Raw genomic sequence first — 21,199 nt, forward strand, 5'->3', positions numbered from 1 at the left:
TTTACATCTGCTGCACCATTCGAACCGCTATCGCAGCAGCTTCCGCTCGGGTGACCGTTCCCAGCGGCTTGAACTGGCCGTCCCCAGTTCCTTCCATCAAGCCGCTTGCCAGCACCTGCGCTACATATCCTTGTGCCCATAATGGGATTTGCTTTGCATCCTTTAAGCCGTTCAGTTGCATTTCTACACCGGCACCTTGACCTGCTGCCTTACCGACTGAAGCGCTGATGCGCGCCAGAACCGCTGCGAGCTCGATCCTTGTCATTCCTCCCTGCGGTCGGAAGCTGCCATCTTTGTAGCCCGTAATCCACCCGTCCGCTACAGCTCGCTGTACCGCCTCCAGCGCATACTTGCCAATCTTCGCGTCGTCCGTGAAGACTACCGCTCTTTCGGCAGGTTCATCGGCTGCTTCTGAATGACCTTCCAGCAACTTCATGCCTCTTGTCAGAATCGCAACCAATTCCTGGCGGGTAACCGCTTGGTCAGGACGATACGTATGATCCGGGAAGCCGGTAATAAGTCCTGCCTCTACTGCACGCTCAATCCACGCTTGTCCCCAATGTCCGGCGATGTCTGCCAGCTCTTTTTGCGGCTTTGGCTCCTCCTTCGCGAAGACTGCCACAGCAAAAGTACCTAGCTCTTTGATGTCTGCTGTAACGCTCAGCTCGCCAGATTTGCCTCCTACCTTCACCCATGCTTTTTGCTGCTCATCGTATCGAGCAAGGACGGCCTCCTCGCCTGTTTTCAGTTGACCTTCATAGGCGATGCGAAGTACAACCGGTTTGCTTAGCTCGGCATTCCCATCCTGATTTAGCAAGTAAACAGGGCTTAGAAAACGAACCCCTTTCTGAACTGGCAGTTCTTCCTTCCTCTCCTCGATCTTGAAGAGTGCGCCGACTGTGGTCGCACCTTTGGGGATGCTCAGCTTAATTCGCTGGCCCTTGCTTACTTCACCGCCCATGCCTGCAGGTACATACAGTTCCCCGTTAAAGGACTCGTTAGGCGTCACTCCTCCCGGAAATACAGGCGGATCGGTCGGCTTCGGTTCGCTAGTGATAGCCAGCTTGACCGTTGCCATATTGGAATAGCCATAACCGTCATAAACACGGAATCGAAATTGATCCTCTCCCGATGCTGACACTTTGGCAACATAGAGAAATTCGCCAGTTGCAGGATCAATCAGCTCAATCGTTCCTTGCTTAGTCGCAGTTACAATTTCATAGGTTACTGCACCTGCTGAAGCAGCCTCATTCTTAAGCATGCCGCGCAGTTCCTCCCCTGCTTTCACACGATATGAAGCGTCAACTGCAACCGGAGCAGGCTTCGTATGCATCCACTGCATGGTGCGGAACAGGCTAGCTCTCTTCGTAAGACCGATCCCCGATCCCCATTCCATCCAGCCTCGTCGGCCCTCGCCGTTGTTGTCATTAACAAGCAAGGAGAAGCTCATGACTTCATTTCGGAGCGGAAGCACCGGCGCAAGTTCAGACCATGGCAGCGACATTTGATAAACGGTAATCTTTTTCTCCTCGTCACGTTTTACGACTAGCTTGCCAGACTTGATTGCACCTTTATCAATACCTGGCGGAGCAGCGAATCGATACATTTGCGGGCCTTCGGGCGTATCGGACAATCCAATTTCATACCAGCTGCTGCTCTCGCCAGGTACACCTGATGAAATCGCAAATTGCAAGCTGTCATTATTCCAAATCTGGTTGCCGGTTGCCTTTGCAGAGTGAATCTCATCCTTAATTTGTGCTGTCAGATAGAGATGATCACGGTCATAGTTCATCCACATCTTGCCGCGAACATCGATCTTGCCGCTAAAGCCGGATAACAGTACTTGCGTTCCTTTTTCCAAGTCGATGGTTGGAGCTGTTGCTTCAAGCTCCGGCTCAATTTCTCCATTCACCTTCACCGTTCGCTCTGTAACCGGGTTAAAACCGAAATTACCTTCGTATCGATACGCATCACTATTACTAAATTTTACAAGTACGGAAGCCTTGTAATTATCCCCGAATCCGAAAGAAGGAAGAGGAATGTTAATTTGCTTTGACGCCTGAGGTTCGATACTGGTATTCAAAGCCTGCTTACCGGATTGGTTCCCAATACTCCACTCCACTTCCTGCACATCAAGTGCGTGAAGCTTGCTGAAGTTGGCAACATCAATATGAAGCGATTGCTTATACTGTCCTTCCGCGCCTTCCGCTTGCTCCATGATCGGCCGTACTTTTACTTCCTTGGCTTTCTCAACCTTCAGCTCATAACCAAGCTTACCGACCTTTTGGCCTCCTGCCATTAAATAAACCGGAATGTATCGATAGCCGTCACGCGTGTCCATTACTGTAATTTCTTTGTTAATCGTTTGGCCAGGCTCTATCGAAATAGGGTGCTCCTTCCCTTCAACATCCATAGTAAGGGAGAGCTTCGATTTGCCCGTATTGGTCATTGAGATTGCGAATTGTCCTTCATCCCCTACAACGGTAGCTGCGCCGCTAATTGTAATATTAGGCTCAACAGCAATTTGACCGATGTGGCCTTTCACATAATACGGCTCTCCAGTAAGGGAAAGCATTATCTTTCCGTTGAGCGGAGAATACAGCTCGGTATTGCCCATCATATCCGTGATCTCGATTGGAGCATCCGCCGCAATCTGGATAACGGTATCCTCCGTTGCCCAGACCACTCGAACAGGCTGCTGATCCTGGACAAAGCGATAGCTGTGAATCGGCGCTTCGACTGCCTCTACTTCCTCAAATTGTGCGTCGGTCAGCTCTCGCGTCATTACCGCATAGCTCAGATAAGCCGGCTTGGCTGTATAGGCCCCCAACAAGCTTTTTTCATTTCGGATCATTCCAAAATTATCTTCGTTCAAATCCGCTATCATGCCATCGTCCATCAGATCGTACCACATCATTTTTTCCACGCCGCTGCTTAATGCGATGACATGCCCACGCAGCAGGTAATTTGCTTGCAGCTTCTCATTGATTCCGCGTGATCCAACAAAGGTTGGCCATCCAAACTCCGTCAGCCAAATCGGAACCAATTTTCCGTCATTATACTTTTTAATCAATGTTTTCAGATCTTCCAGCTTCTCTGCTAATTCCTCAGGAGCGTTGGGGTACACATATTCTTGTACTGCAATAGCATCAAGATAATCCATGCCTCCCAGCTCGAGCACTTTTTCGATCCAGTCTAGACTGATGCCGGCAGATACAATACCGACAATCGGCAAGTCCGGATGCTCCGCATGTACGACCTCGTAGGTTTTCTTCAATAATTCAAAGTAATATTCCGGTTGTGAATTCGCAGGGCTATTGCCGCGTTTGCCAAATCCGCCGTTAAACTCGTTGTACACATTCATGGCGAAAATCTGGTCCTTATACTTCTCCACATATGCCTTTGCGTAATTCGCCATGCCTAGTCGCCCTTCATCTGTATAAGGGGTTCCGTTATTATCGTAAAATTGGTTATTATAAGCGGCAACAAACAGCAGCGGAATGCCTTCCAGCTTCAATCTAGCCATATAATTTTCGAGATCAGGAAAGTAGGTATATACTCCTTTTTCTTTTTCAATATATTGCCACTCTATACCATCACGAACAAAGCTGGCGCCTGCATATTTTACAAGCTTCACAAGATCTGCATTCCAGCCGTATCCTATGCGATGCAAATGCGTATTCATCCCGAACGGTGAATCGCCATTCGCTGGTGCTGTGAAAGGTGTAAGCACAGAATAGGTTGTTTCCAACATTATCGGCAAGCTGCCGCCTTTTTCGGCCCGTGCTTCGAGCGTGAAATATCCTAGCCCACGATCGGGAACTGTAATCGTCGCCTGCCCATTATGAGCTTGTGCCGTGCCTTCGGCGACCTTCGTGCCATCCAGATTGAAGGCTTTCCAGCTCACATTCGGTCTGACAGTCTCAACGATGAACTGAACAGGCTCATTATTCAAAAACACATTGCCAAGCACAGTCTGTTTGAACTTCGTGTCTGGCGGAGTAACGGTTAGAATCGGACCATCCTGACTCCACTCTCCTGCCGCATTTCCTGCTTCTACTTTATAGGTATAGCGTTCGCCAATAATAAGACCTTCAACAAAGTAGCTCTCCTCTTGGCTGCTTATGGTATCCATTAATGTTCCATTTTGATAGATCCGATATTGCGTAACGCCTGTCGGATCTACCGCTGCCCCCCATTGGAACGCCACTCCTTCCTCTTCCATGCTCTGCAGTTGCAAGGTGCTGCCCGTTGGCCAGCTTGGAGCTGCCGCATTTGCACGTGAGCTGTTGATGGATAAATAAGGCCGATTCTCTGTATTTTCCTTACTATTAATAATTGCTACGAGTCCGACATCTGCTAACTGTACTATACCAAAGCTGGCATTTGTCTCTCCTTTGCTCATCTGATCCTTTACATAGGTGGTAACATCAACCTGATGCCATTTCCAAGTCGTATTCGTCGGAACCTTGTTCAAGAAATGTATAACATTCGGTTTCGTGATCCAGGTCATTTCCGCTTCTTTCCAGGAATGATCCTCCAATCCATACACAACCATATCGATCTCACTGCCGCCGCCATCTGAAACAGCTCCATAGAAGTTAAGAGTTGCAGTGCCGACCTCTTCTGGCAGCGCTTCCATTTCGAATTTCATAAAAGCTTGGCGAGTCACATTAGGGTCGGCCTTCATATTTTTGACGATCAGCTTGTCACTCGTGCCATAATTCGACTGACTTGCACTGCCTGAGTTAACATGGGTGTCCTCAACAACCGGAAGTCTAACAATGCTTGGCATAGTTACGACTGCTTCCGGTCCATCCTGTGACCAATTGCCAGATGAATCTCCCGCTTCCACCCTAAAGGCATAAGTTTGCTTTTGTGCCAACCCCGCTGCATGGTAATGCTTTTGAGTTACTGGCACTGTGGCGATCAGCACATCATTCTGATAAATCCGATAGGATACAACCATTTGATCGTCTATAGCCGGTGTCCACTGCAATTCAACTGTATCATCTGCAGTCTGAATCGCTTTTAGTTCACTGCCATTTGGCCAGACAGGTGCTTCATGATCCACTGGCGCCCTATATTTCACTTCCACATAGGGTTGATGACTGTCACTTTCCTTACTGTTTAAAACGACGGCTAGTCCTTGCCCTCCCGGCATTTCAGGCTGAACAAAGGCAATACTAACCTTCTTATCTGCTGCCAGCTGATCTATTGCCAGATCTGTAATATTGGCCTCATAACCCCTTGCTTCTTTGCCCAATGTAATAGAAGTCATTGCATCGGATGTATAGGAAGGCTTGTTGTTCCAAGTGATTGTCTCTTCTGTCCAATCATTGTTTGTTGCGCTATGAAGCTGAATACTTGCTTGGCTTCCTTCCCCGACAGCGCCGTACACGACCAGCGTGACGGATTCTACTTCTCCGGAAAAATCGGTGAAGTCAAATTTCATGTAGCTCTCGCGAGTTAATTCCGGGCTCCCCTTCTTGACTACCAAAGACTTCTCTTTGCCAAAGTTGCTATTAGCAAAAGCATTCGAGGCTCGCACATATGAATCATCCGATGGTGATATCTTGAGCGTATGAAGCTCTGTTGCTCCACTTTGTATGACGTCTCCCGTATCATTAGCATAGACAGACATGTTGTTTATCTGAAATAGCGTGCAGATCATGGCCAGAATAAGCAATTGGACTAATGCTTTGGTTGAGCGTTTCCTTCTCCTCATCTTCCGTCCTCCTAGAGTGAGATCATTGGACTGCTGTCGCTTCACCTGCAGCAGCTGCAGGTGAAGCATCTTTGATAGCCAGCTCCTTACAAATTGCCCTTATTGGCTTCGTACCACTCTTGAACCATAGACTCGATATTTTCTCCGCCAAGACGTTTCCACTCTTTACGGATCTCATCTATCCCCTGCTGCGGCGTCATTGCGCTCCCGCCTGTTACGACTTTCGTTTCAATTTGCTCGGCAATCGGCTTGAACGTGGCAATTAATTGGCTCAGCTCAGGGAGATCCGGGTTATAGGCAATATCTCTGCGGAAATTATTTTTAAGCGCAGTTTCAATCGATACAGACTGCTGCTTGGCATACGCTTGCGCTACATCATCCTGCGCCGCCAAAATCGGGAACCACGAAGCTTCCGGACTCCATTGATGAACGACGGCATACTCGAATGCATATAAAACCTCTTTGCGGAATTGTTCGCTATCAAGCGTTTGCGGCACGCCCTCTACCAGCTTGTAATGCTCATTTTCATTCCCTTTTTTCAGCGGCAACCAGTTATCTTCAATCATCCAATCCAAGTAAGCAATCGCATCCTTAATTTTTTCCTCGCTCATTTCGCTGTTGAACATAACATAGATGTTGGCCGGTGTTTCTTGATACAATCCTGTTTTGCCATATTGTGTTGCGAACGGCTCGAGCGGAACCATCTTCGCATCCGGTACATTCGCCATCAAATCGCGGAATTGATTAGGCATATCCCATGCGCCGAACATAATCGCCGCTTTGCCCGTTACCCAAAGCTGGTTGGCACGTTCAAAATTGTTGTCCGTAATGTACTCCTTATCAATCAGCCCTTCGTCAAAAAGCTGCTTTTGAAAGGCCAGAGAGTCGCGATGGCGATCCAGCGTTCTGCCGTTAACCAGCTTGCCTTCCTCTAAATACCATTGATCCGAAACCGCTTGGAACAACGTTCGCATAATCGGGTTTCCGTTGCCGTTAAATGCAATAGGTGTCATTGTCGGATCGTCTTCCTTTATTTTACGCGCTACTTCAAACAGCTCTTCTACAGTTGTAGGAGCCTTTAGCTGCAAGCGGTCCAAAATATCCTGGCGAACCCACATCGCATGGTTGGCAATAGCATCTACTCCACGCTTGGAAGCAATCGCGTACACCTTGTTGTCCACGGTCAAATAAGGCAGCAAGTCCGCATTTTTCTCCAAATAAGCTTTGTAGGAGGTGCTGTACTTTTCAATATACTCCCCGATCGGCTGTATAGCGCCCTGCGCCGCCAATTGCGTCATATAGTTGCGATCATATTCCCAGATAAGGTCGGGAGCTTCGCCCGAAGCGATCAAGGCGTTCAGCTTGCTTTGCGCCTCGTTTCTAGGTACCGGAATAATCTCTACCTCGGTAGGGGAATTTTCGTTGATCCACTTCGTCCAGCGGTTACTTTCATAGGTACCTTCATCTGCGGCAACCCATCCGCGGTCAAACACCGAAATGCTGATTTTTCCTTTTGGTTTATTGGGCTCGTTTCCTTTATTATCCGTTTGCTCGCCCGTCGGTTTTACGCCTTCATTTGATGGCTTAGGCGTCTCCTTATTGGAGCTGCATGCAGCCAATATCGACAGCAGCATGATTACAGTCGCCAATACAGCACCTGTCTTCTTCCATTGCATCATATTTCTATCCCCTTTTTTTCAAAATTAGCCTTTCACTGAACCAATCAAAACGCCTTTAACAAAATGCTTCTGTAAAAACGGATAAACACATAAAATCGGCGTTATCGCAATGACTATCGCGGCAGCTTTAATCGCCTCCGGCGTCAACATCGCTTGCGTAACCCCTTCGGATCCGCCGGCAGGGTTAAGCAAATGCTGATCCACCTGCCTGATCATCTGATAAAGCTTGAGCATGAGCGTCTGTTTATTGGATTTTCCAATATAGAGCATCACCTGAAAATAATTGTTCCACCAGCCCACCGCATAGAACAGAGACAGCGCAACTACAATTGGCTTGCACAGCGGCATAATGATTTGCGCAAGTATCCGCCAGTCCCCTGCACCGTCGATCGCCGCCGACTCTTCAATCTCTTCGGGCAGCCCTTCCATAAAGGTCTTCATAACAAACATGTTGTAGGTGCTTATTAACGCAGGCAGCCATAGCGACCAATAGGAATTCATCAACCCTAAATATTTGACCAAAATAAAGTTAGGGATAAGACCCGACACAAAAAGCATGGTAAACGTTATAAACATTAACAAAGCACTTCGGCCAAGCAGCCGCTTCTTCGATAGAGGATACGCTGCAAGTATCGTCAGCACGATATTCAGCAATGTGCCTACAAACGTAACCCATATCGTATTTTTCATAGAAATGAACAGCTGTCCGTCTTCAAATAAACGCTTGTACGCTTCGATATTGAATTCGACAGGCCAAAACATCACTTCGCCTGATGTAATCGCTCTGCTGCTGCTAAATGATGCTGCCGCCTCATACCAGAATGGATATAATGTAGCCAATGAGAAAAGGCCAAGAAAAAGCGCGTTTATCGCTCCTCCCAGTTGCGGCAGCCATCTCTTTTTGTCTGTTCTAGCGTTCATAGCTACCACAACCCCCGCTCTCCAGATACTTTAATCATTCGATTTACGCTAATAATTAGAATTAATCCTACAATTGATTGGAATAAGCCGATCGCCGTCGTATAGCTGTAATTCATATTTTGCAATCCAACCCGATAGACGTAAGTGCTTATTACATCCGCAACGTCAAGCACAGAGCTGTTTTGCAAAACCAAAGTCTGTTCCAGCCCCACGTCCATCATGCTGCCCATGCGCAAAATAAGCAAAATCGCTATCGTACTGCGAATACCCGGCAATGTAACATGCCATATTTGCCGAAGCTTGTTGGCACCGTCGATTTTGGCAGCCTCATACAGCTGCGTATCTATGGCCGCCATTGCCGCGAGATATAGAATCGTCCCCCATCCCGCTTCACGCCAAATTCCCGATAATGTGTACATAACCGGCCACCATGAAGAATTAGCCATAAAATAAATCGGATCGATGCCAAATACCTTGTTTAATAGCAGGTTGATTATCCCGGTACTTGGCGACAGCATCGCAACCAGAATACCGCCCAGCACTACCCAGGATATAAAATGCGGAACATAAAGAAAGTTTTGCACGATGCGCTTATACCATTCTCTGCGAACCTCATTTAATAGAAGAGCCAGAACAATCGGTACCGGAAACCCAAAAACTAAGCTGTACACATTCAATAACAGAGTATTTCTTAATACACGCCAAAAATCCGCACTTTCAAAAAGCAATTCAAAATGCTTTAACCCTGCCCACTTGCTTCCCAATAAGCCGTCGGCGAATCTGTAGTCCTTGAATGCAATAATTTCGCCACCCATAGGAAGATACTTAAACACGATGTAAAAGACGATTACAGGCAACAGCATCGAATATAAATACTTGTCCCTGATCAATCTTTTCGTAATTGTGCCGTTCTTCTTCGTTCCGACGGGCACTTGGTCCACCGGGATCATCCCCTTCATTGCAATCCTCCTCCCTGCATCGATTAAGCTTGGCTGGTCATTCCGCCTCGCAACTCGATTGTATGCAGCTAGGCAAGATTGGCGAAAGAGACTCGTTTTAAAAACGTGTCATTTCTTGCAAAAGCTAGGTTACAATTATTAATTCAGGTTCATTTTCTTATGATTTAAGCGGCTTTTGCTCTCTAAACTCTGTAGGCGTCAGTCCTGTATACTTCTTGAAGGCTCGCAGAAAGCTGCGCGTATTCGTATAGCCGACAGCTTCTGCGACATCATTGACTTTCATGCTCCTGTCGAGTAAAAACTGCTTGGAAGCCGCAATCCGAATTTCAATTAAATAATCGATAAAATTCCGCTCCGTATGCTCTTTGAACAGCTTGCTTATATACGGAGGAGACAGCTCGAACTTATCCGCCAATTGATCCAGTGAAAGCTCGCTCTCATGATAATGCTCCTGAATATAGCTAAGTATGCTGTCTACCGTTTTATTTTTGCCGCGACTGCTTCTCTTTTCCGCGATATTTGCCGCTATTTGCTCCAACACGCTTTCAACTATGCGTTCGATGTCCTGCCAATTGTCGCAGGCCGTAATGCGTTGATGTAAATTGCCGAGGCTTGCAATCGTCTCTTCCGGGTCTATGCCGATAAAAGAGATCATTTGCAGCGACTTCATAATCAGTTCAAACGAAAGCTGCTTAATCAAGTCGGGAGATAAATTGCTGCCCAGCGCATCTGCAAACATCTCCTTCACGTACAGCTTCACGCGTTCGTCATCCGACAGCTTCAACGACTCCGTAATCCGTTCAGCCTTTTTGACGATGTGGTAGTAATCCTGATTTTGAGAGGTGGAAATATCCTCTATCGAAATGACCGCATCGCTGCCGAACAGCAGCTTATATTGCAGAGCTTTAAGAGATTGATCATAGGATTTTGGAATATCCGCCATATCCGGATAGCAGCGTCCAAGCCCCACTGTTACGGAAAGCTTGAACTCCCGCTCCATCGCCTTCAGCAGCAAATCCAGCACAGCCAGCGCGCGCAAATGGTTTTGCTCCTCATCGCCTTCAGCAAAGCTGATTAGAATAACCGCCTTTCCGCCGCCCAAATCAACGGCTATTCCGGCATGCTCCATATTAATCAGCTCTTCCGCCACATTGCAGAGCATAAATGTATAAAGCGCCAGGTCTCTGCTGCTTAGCTGCTCCCCCCTCTCGATTTCAGCGCTGCAAACCATATAGTACCTCGGGTACAATTTGATTCCGATATACTCCAACTGATGCCCAACAGCAGCATACTCTGTTTTATTGCCAGTAAGCATATCCATCATGAGACGCCACTTCAGCACAGGCTTAAAATCCCGCACCTGCCGCTCCAGATGCTCGCGATCCAACGAAATTTGATCAAACATCGTCTCCAGCGAGCTAAAACCGTGCAAACGCCTTGCGGCCTCCGTCTGCGGCGTACGGTAGACGCCGAACATTTTGCCGGCCAGGCGCTCGATCGGTTTAAACGTCGTATGGTTAAAATAAAAGAGCACCAATAAAGCAACGACAATCATGCCCAGCGCAACGACGATGAGCAGATCCCGAGTCGATGAGATCGGCTTGTAAACATCGCTATTGGGGATGACCGTTACTATATTCCAATCGGTGTATTCCGACTTCATGTAGAACACCGAGTGCTTCGTCCCATGCCAGTCAATCGTAAATTCGCCCTTCGCGCCGCCTGCCATGATTTGTTTCGCAAACGGAAGGGAATCGGCGCTGCCATATCGTTGCGAACGGTCGCTATGCGTGACAACCTGGCCATCCTGATCCATAATGATCGTTTGGCCGCTGTATTTCGATTCGTAGATGCCTGCGATCATGCGCTGCAGCAGCAGCTCGTCTATATTGACAGCCACCAGTCCCTTGCGAAAACCTGGCTTGCTAATCGCAGGATAAGGGCGGATTAAAGTGACAACATCCCTGGAAACAGCCCCTTCCCATATTTGATGAGTAGGCAGCCATTTTATATAGCCATCCATATTAATGTGATCCACTAGCCATTCTTCGTTATTTTCCGAACGGGGCACATACAACTTGTTCATCAGGATGTTACCGCTTACATCAGAATAGACATAAACCGAGGTCAACTGTGTATTGGAATGGGTAAAGCTTGTTACTTTATTGAATAGGCTGTAAAAGTTGACATACTTCTCCGACTCGTCGATATAGCTGTCATACATGAAATAAACAAACTCCATCTCATTCATAAGCTTCAGCAAATTTCTTTCCGTCTCCCGGAAGGACAGCTCGATTTTATTATCGATCTGATTGAGCAGCGCATAGTGAACATCCTTCAAGTCTTTCTCCAGCCTCCCAACTGTGCCTATAAAGGACAGCCAAAAGCTGAGTGCAATGATCACCATTAATACGATGCTGTAGGTGAGCTTGATTCTTCTCGAAATATGAACCGACATATAGTCCTCCTTTAGTCCGTGATGAAATAGATCGTCGCTCAAAATGAGCCAAGCCTTCCGAACATCTTACGTTTCGAAAGGCTTGGCGCGCAGTGCAACCCTTTATAGGCACTTTTTGAGCTTGGATTTGGTATACTCGTACCCCAACGCACGATCGTATTATGATTCAATACTATTTACTCTTGTTTATGTTGTCAATTTATTTCTTTTTAGTTTCGAATACTTTTCTTTTAGGAAACGTTTGAACCAAGACAAAAAAGAAATAGAACGGTTCTCGACCCTCGACATTAGCGATGTACAGGTCTTGAAACACGTTCTAAAAAGGGTAACGTTGCTGCCGGCGATGCAAACATCACGTATTAACGCTATGTACGCGTTTGTAACGGACTTCTGGCAACCAGCATATATCCAGCCCCCCGAACCGTAATAATTCTCTCAGGATTGGCAGGATCAGCTTCAATTTTTTTGCGTAAGTTGCTGATGTGCACAGCGACCGTTCTCGTATCCTCCAGACTCTCCATTCCCCAAATGAGCTGAAACAACGCATCACTACTAACGACACGATTGACGTTTTGTGCCATATAGGACAGTAGACTAAACTCTTTTTTCGATAAAAAGATGGTTTCGCTGCCCATGTTGACGGACTGGGCGTAGAAATCCAGCGTCAAACCCGGCAACTCCAGCAGTTGTTCCCTTCTGCCCGTCGACACTCTGCGAAGATGAGCTTTGATCTTGGCCATGAGTACGCCAGGACTGAAAGGCTTAGTCACATAATCGTCGCCGCCATAAGATAATGCGCTGATTTTCACCTCGTCTTCCTCGCGGCTGCTCAGGAACACAATCGGCGCATCCGTGCGGCTGCGTGCGTTCATGCACCAATCTATGCCATTTTCATTAGCCAGCAGTACATCCAGTACAATCAAATCCGGCTCGAACGAAGCAAGCAGCTTTGTTGCTTCTGTCCCGCTGTGGCTAGAGGTGGATATAAAGCCTTCCCGCTCGCAATACACCTGGATAATCTCGCATATATGGGGATCATCATCGACGATCATTATTTTGTATGTGCCCATCCACCGTCACCCTCCCTCTTCTCGAACACACGGAAGCGATACATAGAAGGTCGTCCCCGTCTGACCATCGCTTTCCGCTCGAACCGTCCCTCCATGCGCTTGTACGATTTCCCTGCAAATCGCCAACCCGAGCCCGCTGCCCTCTACTCCCTTATCCATGCCCGGTCGATCATACCTGTAATTGCGATCGAAGATTTGCTCGAGCTGCTCTGGGGGAATACCCATGCCTGAGTCTTGCACGCTAATGATCGCATAGCGGGTATGATCCACCTCGTCCACAGCTAGCGCAATACGCACCACCCCGCCACTAGAGGTGAACTTCATTGCGTTCGACACCAGATTGAACAAAGCCTGCTCCATTCTTTGCGCATCCATCTCGACAACAGGCATGTTGGGTCCTTGATCCTCCGTATCTCCGGTATCCAGCTTGAAATGGAGCCCTGCGTCGCGCACAACCAGCTCATATTGTTCATAGAACCGTCGCAAAAAGTGAACCGTATGGACCGGCTTCATTCGGTACGAGACTTGTCCCGTCTCCAAATGCGACAAGAAGGACAACTCCTCGATCATGCGGTTAATCCTTATCGTGTTATCCCGGATATACTCCAGGTACTGTTTATTGCGCTCGGGCTTGACCATGTCCTGCACAGCCTCGACATATCCAAGCATGCTGGACAGCGGCAAACGAAGGTCATGCGTAATATAGGCAAGGAGTTTTTTCCTCCCTTGCTCGGATTGAAGCAACTGGTCATACGATGTGCGGAGATCGTCATGAGCTGCGGATAAGGCATGTGTACGCTCCTGTACGATCCGTTCCAAATTCATATTCATTTCTGTCAGCTTGTCGTTAGAGTCCTGCAGCTCGCGCGCAATTCTTTCTTCATTGGATGCCGCCCTCGTAAATCTGGAAGATAGCAGAATCATCTGCGCGATCGAAAACACCAACAGGCCTAGAGGAGATGTATTCCCGATTCGTGACCATTCGTTGTAATACAAAAAGTCGTTGATAACCGTCACTAAAGCAACCACCGATGCCAGCAGGAAAATCAGCGCTCCCTCCATGCGTCGCAAAGCGGCTAGGCCCAGCCCGACCATCAGATAAACCATATGCAGAACAACGATCACACCGATCATCAGTAACATTTTGGTATATAGAAGTGCAGGGGTCACCACAACAACGATACAGAATGCGCCGGTAACGATTCGCGTGCCAAGATGAAACCAACGCGACACATAATTCGGAAAAACGCTATCAAAGTACATCGTCATGATATAACCAATACTGCAAAGAATCAGATACTCGATCTTGAACTGCAATCCCCATGGAAAAGATGGCCACAATTGTGTGAGCAAGAGCTCGCCGACCAGCAGGGATCGGATACCGGACAACGTGGTGAACAGACCAAAATACAATGGAGCCTTGTCTTTGCGTCGCAGGATGAACAACAGCAGGTGATACGCGCCAATCACCAGCAGGCTCGCGGTGATGAAGACCTCAGCCGCGATATCCAGATTTCTCCTGACCGTTAATACATCACTGCCGCCAATCTCGATATACTTAGTGATGCCGCCTCGCTTATGATGAAAGTTGGCTACTTGCATAACCAGCTCCACCCTCTCATGCTCGGGCTGGAAGAACACCAGCTTCGTTGCCAGAAGCGGGGTCACGCTGCTCTTGTCCTGACCAACCTCACCGACTTCTGCCAGCAGCTCACCGTTCACCCATAATTTATACGCATGAAAGATGGTCGGCAGCCGCAGAGCAAGCCTCTCGTTCTTATCCTGCTCGCTAAGCTCAATGACCACACGAAAGGTTGCGAAGCCTGTACCGCTCAGCTGCTGACCATCTAACCGATAACCTAGCCAGGAGCTCGGTATGCTGATCCAGCGGTCACGATTTCCGTCCTTCGCTAAGCGATTCTGTATGTCCTCGGGCGACAGCAGCTCTTGCCAGTAGAACGCCCACTCCCCTTTTAAATTTAGCGGGTTCTCACTGACATGAACCTGCTTTAAATCCAGAATGCCTTTTTCACTATGTAAATTAGGAGATTCCGGTACAGAGATGACGGCATAGCTTATAACCAAACCAACAACAACGGCAGCAACGATATGAAACAAGATCGTACGAGAACCGAATCGGAGAATACCCTTCATTATGAAACAGACCCCAATCTGCAAGAGCACCATAAGTAAGTTGATTATCTAGATCATATCATCATTACAGGAAAATGTGCCCTACAAATATCTGCGAGGCGTTGAACACCAACATTACGGCGGGATCCATGTTTTAAACGCACGAAAACCGTCCCACGGACGGTTCATTAACGTGCAAACCCTAAGACTCACCGATGCGGATCACTTTTGATCGCCTTGCCGATTATCCGTAGACAGAGCTGGATCTTCTACTTCGTTAAAACACAATAGGCGATACGATATTTCGTAAAACAGCGACTACGCTCCAGCCGGCGATGTTGCTCGTTCTGGAATAAATATTAAGATCCGTTTTTACTTCTCCGCCTTCAATCTCTATCTTATATTCATCTCCTACAAAGCCAGGAACCGCATCGATATTGAGTGTAGTCCGTTCAGGACCCGCGCTGGCAAGTGCTGTAGCAACCGCCACGTTAAAATGAAAAGGGAGCATTTCAATGGCTTCCTTCGTATTTCCGCTAAACACTTGCTCCGGCTCCGTTATATTCATGAGCTCTTCTTTAAAGAGCGGTGTGTAAAACAAGGAGCGTAACGATTTTTTAGATGTCATGGTCGCTTTGATAGGACTCATCAGGGCAGCAGTACGGAGAACATCAAAACCCCCGACAGCGCCACTGGCGATGTATACCTTTTGATTATTTTCGGCTGCAGTCTCTCTTACTCTATTATATAATGCCGCATCCGCAAAAGCTCCTATAGACAGTACGACCAGGCTTGCTCCGCCTTTCAGAATGGTTTCGCTGTACTCTCCGACTGCTTGCGGCGATGCAGCTTCTGCGATAATATCCGGCTTTAATGCCAACAGCTCTTCCATACTGTAACATGCCTTGCAATCGTGACGTTCGGCAAAAGTCGTTGTCCGCACGGGATTCCTTCCAAATGCACCAACGAGCTCATATTCAGGAAGATATCCGTTATGTAAAGCGTTAGCCACGATCTCATTTAAAAATCCACAACCCAAAAATGCCAGTCTCTTTTTTTCCATCGTTTCTTAACCCCTCTCCTATTTTCGCCTTTTATTGACATGTTCAGAAATTTTTCAGTTTAGTATGATATTATTGTCACTTAGCATTCTACATTATACGACAATTTTCCGTCCTTAAAGAAGAGTGAGGGATAGCTGGATGAATGAAGTCTTTAGACAAGAAAAGAAATACCTGATATCTATTGATGAATATGTGAAGCATAGTCACTTTTTAAGTCAACTGCTGCATCAGGATCCTCATAACGGAGCGGATGGATATATGATCCGATCCCTTTATTTTGATACGCTGGACGACCGGGACTTTTTTGAAAAAGTAAACGGGATTTACATCAGAAGGAAAATACGGCTTCGAGTCTATGATCCTTCCAGTGAGTTTGCCGTTCTTGAAATGAAACAAAAACAGGGCCCCTATCAAAAGAAACGTTCCTTGCGGATCCAAAGAGCTGACGCTGTACTATTATGCAAAGGCAACTACTCGCCTCTGCTAAAGTATCCCGAACCATTTGCAGCGGAGTGTTATGCCTATATGAATATGTATTGTTATCGACCGACTGCAGTTATCCAGTACAATCGCAAAGCGTTTATTGCAAAGGAAAACAAAATCAGAATTACCTTTGACAACCAAATCGAAGCAACGGAAAGTTGTTTCGACATATTTTCCGATCATCTAAAAATGAACCCCGTGCTCGATCGTTTTAACGTCGTCCTCGAGGTTAAATATAATCATTTTTTACTCAGCTATATCCGTAACATGATTAACCAGTGCACTAAAAGCGAATTAGCAGTCTGCAAATATGTCCTGGGAAGAAGAAATTTATTAAACCATTTATCGTAAAGGCGGTTAACGTTTATCATGAGAGAATTTTTATCGAACATGCTGGAGCAGGGTAAAACATTGGATTTAGAAGGGATTTTAACAAATTTAGGAGTCTCCATTATAATTGGACTCGTTATTTTTCTGTCTTACTGGATTACTCATTCCGGTACGATTTATAGTAAGAAATTCAACGTTTCATTAATAATGCTCACTATTTTAACGACAAGCGTCATGGCAGTTATTGGAAATAACGTAGCTCTTTCCTTAGGTATGGTCGGTGCGCTGTCTATTGTTCGTTTTCGAACGGCGATTAAGGATTCCAGAGATACCGTGTACATCTTTTGGGCGATTGTGGCAGGCATCAGCAGCGGTGCCGGCGAGTTTATGGTTGCTTCCTTAAGTTCGGCTGCCTTATTTATAATCCTCCTCTTCTTGGGAAGAATAAAAAACGACAACAGAAGGCTTCTTATCATCAGAGCAGCCAAAAGCCAGGAAAGAAATATCGAATCCGTGGTGTTCTCCTATTTCAAATCAAAAGCGAATTTAAGAGTATTAAACTCGACAAGGGAATCCGTGGAGTTAATCTATGAGTTATCCGGCAGAACACTGGCCGAGGCGGCAAAGGGAAATAAAAGCATTACTGAGGTTCTCTATGAAATAGACGATGTTGAATATGTCAATGTGGTCACTCAAAATGATGAGATCGATGGTTAACGGTAAAATAGATGAATAAAAAATGGATTTATTTTGGCGTGATCTGCCTGGCCCTATTCTTTACTTTCTATAGTTCGGTTGCCCTGTCGGACACCATTACGAGAGAACATCAGCACTTGTCGGCGCTCCCGCCTCAAACCTGCGTCCAGAAGGCTCAGGTTTTCTGTACACATCTGCCGATTGTTTCTATTAATACCAATGGAGCAAGCATACCTGGTGCGAGAGGTCAAAAGGAAATGCTTAGAAGCGATTTAAACCTATTTGATACGCAAGGCGAAAATAACTATCTTACCGATGAACCTGCACTTTCTACCTTAGCCGATATCAGATATCGAGGAAATTCGTCGCTGCATTTTGATAAGAAATCGTATCTTGTCAAACTGGTGCATGCGGATGGAACGGAAAATGAACAAGAGGTAGCAGGCATGCCTGCCCATGACAATTGGGTTTTAAATGGTCCCTTTTTGGACAAAACCTTGATGCGTAATTATTTGAGCATGAACATTTCCGCAGAAATTATGGGGTATGCGCCCAGGGTTCGTTTCGTTGAACTTTTTGTCAATGACCAATATCAAGGTGTTTATGTGATGATGGAGACGATTTCCCAAGGGACGGAACGAGTAAATATCTCAAGCTACAAAGATGGTGATCCATTTACCAGTTATATCTTAAGGATAGATCGGGGCGACACTCCGGAAAATGAATTAGATAACTTTTCCAAATATATCAAACGGATACCTCCGAACACCGAAACGAATCGATATATGATGAATGTGGAGTATCCTGCAACGCGAAAGCTTACGCCAGCGCTGAAGGAATATATTGAGCGTGATTTTAGCAAGTTCGAAAAATCGCTTTATTCCTATGACTATGATGATGATGATTATGGCTATGAAAGCTTTATTGACACGCAGTCTTTTGTTGATTTTTTTATTATCAACGAGTTTTTTCAAAACTATGACGCCGCTATATACTCTACTTATTTCCACAAGGATATTCGAGGAAAAATTCATATTGGACCTGTCTGGGACTTTAACAACGCTTTTGACAATTATATGGAGGCAGTCCATGATGGCACTGGGTTTGCGCTTCATGATCGAACTTGGTATTTTATGCTTACCAAAGAAAAAGCCTTTGTCGATGCAATTGTCCATCGATATAAAACGCTTAGAAAATCCATATTAAGTGATGATTATCTCATAAACTATATCGATGAAACGGCCGCTTACTTGGGCGATGCGCGTCATCGTAACTTTGAAGTTTGGGGCTACAGCTTCGATCCGTCAAAGCTCACATATCATAGCTTGCTTCAACCGATCGAGCGCAATATAAAAAGTTATGAACAAGCTATAGAGCAATTGAAGGGCTTCATTAAAAAGAGAGGCGGTTGGATGGACGAGCACATCGAAACCCTCTACCAGTACAGCCATGAATCTAGCAACAAAAAGTTTAATCATTAGCAGCTAACTTAGAAAGGAGGAACGCTAATTGAAAAAGTTTATTATCATTTGCGTATCCATCCTCCTGTTGTACTTTATTGGCGATTATCTGTATTACAATAAGGGAATTTATATTTCTTTTTCCACCGATAAGACTGTAACAAGTTTTACAAAAACGGAGGGCAAAAAGATCTATGTCGATCACGGTATTGGAAAGGGCTTCGAGGAATTCCAAATTAAAGGCGTAGATATGGGCGTTGGGATACCAGGTTATTTTGCCACAGATTATGCGATCGATAAAGCTACCTATCTTCGCTGGTTTCAATTGATTCAAGAGATGGGCGCGAACACCGTTCGGGTTTATACGATTTTGGACGATACCTTTTATGATGCCGTAAGTGAGTATAATACAGGAAATGAAAATCCGCTGTATATTATCCACGGGTTATGGGTCAATGATTATGTTCAAAATTCCCGCGTAGATGCCTATGATGAAAGTTTTTTAGATCAGATGATCGAAGACTCCAGGCTTCTTGTCGATGTTATCCATGGCAATCGAAAACTGGAACTCGGAAGAGGCCATGGTTCTGGCAGCTATACAAAGGATATCTCTCCATGGGTAATCGGTTATATTCTGGGTGTCGAATGGGAAGATATTACCGTTGCCTATACGAATCGCATGCAGAAAGACAAAAACATCTATATAGGGAAATACTTTAGTACCACTGTAGATGCCAGTCCGTTCGAAGCAATGTTGGCACAGGTTGGAGACAAGATTATTGCGTATGAAAGCGACCGATATAAGCAGCAGCGTATGGTTGCATTTTCGAATTGGGCTACTACAGATCCATTTGATTATCCAGATTACATCTCCAATTATTTCTATAAGATAGCCAAGGTGGATGTCGAGCATATCCAGCCAACCAGAAATTTTCTGTCGGGCACTTTTGCTTCCTATCATATTTATCCTTATTATCCCGACTATCTTAATTATATGCTAGATAAAGAAAAGTATGTGGACAAGGCAGGCAAAATAAATACGTATTACGCTTATTTAAAAATGATTAATGATCATCATACGATGCCAGTAGTCATCTCGGAATTCGGTTTTCCTACATCAAGAGGAATGGCGCAGAAAGACTTTAATACAGGGCGATCTCAAGGAAGATTGTCGGAACAGCAGCAAGGACAGGCCATTATTGACAGTTATAACGATATTATGGCCGCAGGCTCGGCAGGCGCTGTTATTTTTACATGGCAGGACGAATGGTTTAAACGCACCTGGAACACGATGCATGCGGTGGATTTGACAAAAACACCTTATTGGAGCGATTACCAGACAAATGAACAGTATTTCGGTCTGCTATCCTTTGATCCCGGCAAAGAGAAGAGTATCAGCTATGTAGACGGTGATCTATCCGAATGGAAAGATACAGATAAAGTAATAGACACCCCTACCTCTTCTCTTTCTATGAAATATGATGAAAAATTCATCTATTTTCTTGCATGGAATAAGGGTTTTACAGAGGATGACACACTCTACATTCCAATCGATACGACTCCGAAGACGGGCAGCAATTACAGCCAGAATGAAGATGTGAAATTTGAGCGTGATGCAGACTTTCTGATGGTTATCAACGGAAAGGAAAATAGCCGTGTGCTGGTTCAAGAACGATATGAAGTGTTACGCGCTATGTTCCGGCACGAAGTAGAGGGCAAAGATGCTTATTATGATCCTCCTGATAAAAAGACGCCTATTTTCAAAAATATCAATCTGATTCTGCAAACAGCACTGTTAGATCCAAAAGAAGCAACGCAACCTAAAAATAATGCCCAAACTAAAGCGTTGAATATGGAGATCTATGAAACCGGAAGACTGACTTACGGTAATGCCAATCCTGAATCGCCGGATTTTAACTCGCTTGCGGATTTTCACTTTAGCGGTGAGTATATCGAGCTAAAAATTCCGTGGCAACTTTTCAATTTTTCCAACCCTTCGGAAATGATGATTCATGATGATTACTATGAGCATTATGGCGTGGAAAATATCAGAATCGACAGGCTGTATGCAGGAATCGGCAAAAAAGGGGAAATCAATCAACGAATTGCGATGAAACCTTATGCATTAGACGGTTGGGGACGAAAAGTAACCTACCATGAACGATTGAAGCAATCTTATTATGAAATTCAGAAAGTCTGGGTAAAGAATGAGTAGGGG

The 21,199-nt window shown here is 45.8% G+C and carries 12 protein-coding genes; 4 read left to right on the plus strand and 8 right to left on the minus strand.

What is annotated here, in order from left to right; genetic code table 11:
• Window position 1 precedes the first annotated feature (1 nt).
• From H7F31_RS28940 to H7F31_RS28975, 8 genes are all read right to left on the minus strand, one after another.
• Window positions 2-5,773 (minus strand): CBM96 family carbohydrate-binding protein, encoded by a 5,772-nt coding sequence (locus H7F31_RS28940; RefSeq protein WP_187101638.1) that lies wholly within the window; start codon window positions 5,771-5,773, stop codon window positions 2-4.
• Window positions 5,774-5,814: 41 nt separating this feature from the next.
• A complete protein-coding gene (locus H7F31_RS28945; protein ID WP_187101639.1) occupies window positions 5,815-7,407 on the minus strand; it encodes an extracellular solute-binding protein in 1,593 nt (530 codons plus the stop codon).
• A gap of 24 nt (window positions 7,408-7,431) precedes the next feature.
• Window positions 7,432-8,328, minus strand: a complete 897-nt coding sequence (locus H7F31_RS28950) for a carbohydrate ABC transporter permease (RefSeq protein ID WP_187101640.1) — start codon at window positions 8,326-8,328, stop codon at window positions 7,432-7,434.
• 2 nt (window positions 8,329-8,330) lie between these two features.
• Window positions 8,331-9,287 (minus strand): ABC transporter permease, encoded by a 957-nt coding sequence (locus H7F31_RS28955; protein WP_261800167.1) that lies wholly within the window; start codon window positions 9,285-9,287, stop codon window positions 8,331-8,333.
• Between the two features lie 157 nt (window positions 9,288-9,444).
• Complete coding sequence (locus tag H7F31_RS28960) at window positions 9,445-11,745, minus strand: helix-turn-helix domain-containing protein (protein ID WP_187101641.1); 2,301 nt, start codon at window positions 11,743-11,745, stop codon at window positions 9,445-9,447.
• 365 nt (window positions 11,746-12,110) lie between these two features.
• On the minus strand, window positions 12,111-12,815 hold the full coding sequence (locus tag H7F31_RS28965; RefSeq protein ID WP_087565841.1) for a response regulator transcription factor: 705 nt from the start codon (window positions 12,813-12,815) through the stop codon (window positions 12,111-12,113).
• Between the two features lie 6 nt (window positions 12,816-12,821).
• Window positions 12,822-14,969: an ATP-binding protein gene (locus tag H7F31_RS28970; RefSeq protein WP_187101642.1), complete on the minus strand. Its 2,148-nt coding sequence runs from the start codon at window positions 14,967-14,969 to the stop codon at window positions 12,822-12,824.
• Between the two features lie 256 nt (window positions 14,970-15,225).
• Complete coding sequence (locus H7F31_RS28975) at window positions 15,226-16,011, minus strand: aspartate dehydrogenase domain-containing protein (RefSeq protein WP_187101643.1); 786 nt, start codon at window positions 16,009-16,011, stop codon at window positions 15,226-15,228.
• Window positions 16,012-16,150: 139 nt separating this feature from the next.
• Here H7F31_RS28975 and H7F31_RS28980 point away from each other — a divergent pair, with 139 nt between their 5' ends.
• The 4 genes from H7F31_RS28980 to H7F31_RS28995 are packed head-to-tail and all read left to right on the plus strand — an operon-like array spanning window position 16,151 to window position 21,196.
• Window positions 16,151-16,846 (plus strand): polyphosphate polymerase domain-containing protein, encoded by a 696-nt coding sequence (locus H7F31_RS28980; RefSeq protein ID WP_187101644.1) that lies wholly within the window; start codon window positions 16,151-16,153, stop codon window positions 16,844-16,846.
• 18 nt (window positions 16,847-16,864) lie between these two features.
• Complete coding sequence (locus H7F31_RS28985) at window positions 16,865-17,542, plus strand: DUF4956 domain-containing protein (protein WP_087565837.1); 678 nt, start codon at window positions 16,865-16,867, stop codon at window positions 17,540-17,542.
• 11 nt (window positions 17,543-17,553) lie between these two features.
• A complete protein-coding gene (locus H7F31_RS28990) occupies window positions 17,554-19,002 on the plus strand; it encodes a CotH kinase family protein (protein ID WP_187101645.1) in 1,449 nt (482 codons plus the stop codon).
• A gap of 28 nt (window positions 19,003-19,030) precedes the next feature.
• Window positions 19,031-21,196, plus strand: a complete 2,166-nt coding sequence (locus H7F31_RS28995; protein WP_187101646.1) for a hypothetical protein — start codon at window positions 19,031-19,033, stop codon at window positions 21,194-21,196.
• Window positions 21,197-21,199: the final 3 nt, after the last annotated feature.

It is taken from the genome of Paenibacillus sp. PAMC21692 (assembly GCF_014303795.1).
Lineage (GTDB): Bacteria > Bacillota > Bacilli > Paenibacillales > Paenibacillaceae > Pristimantibacillus > Pristimantibacillus agaridevorans.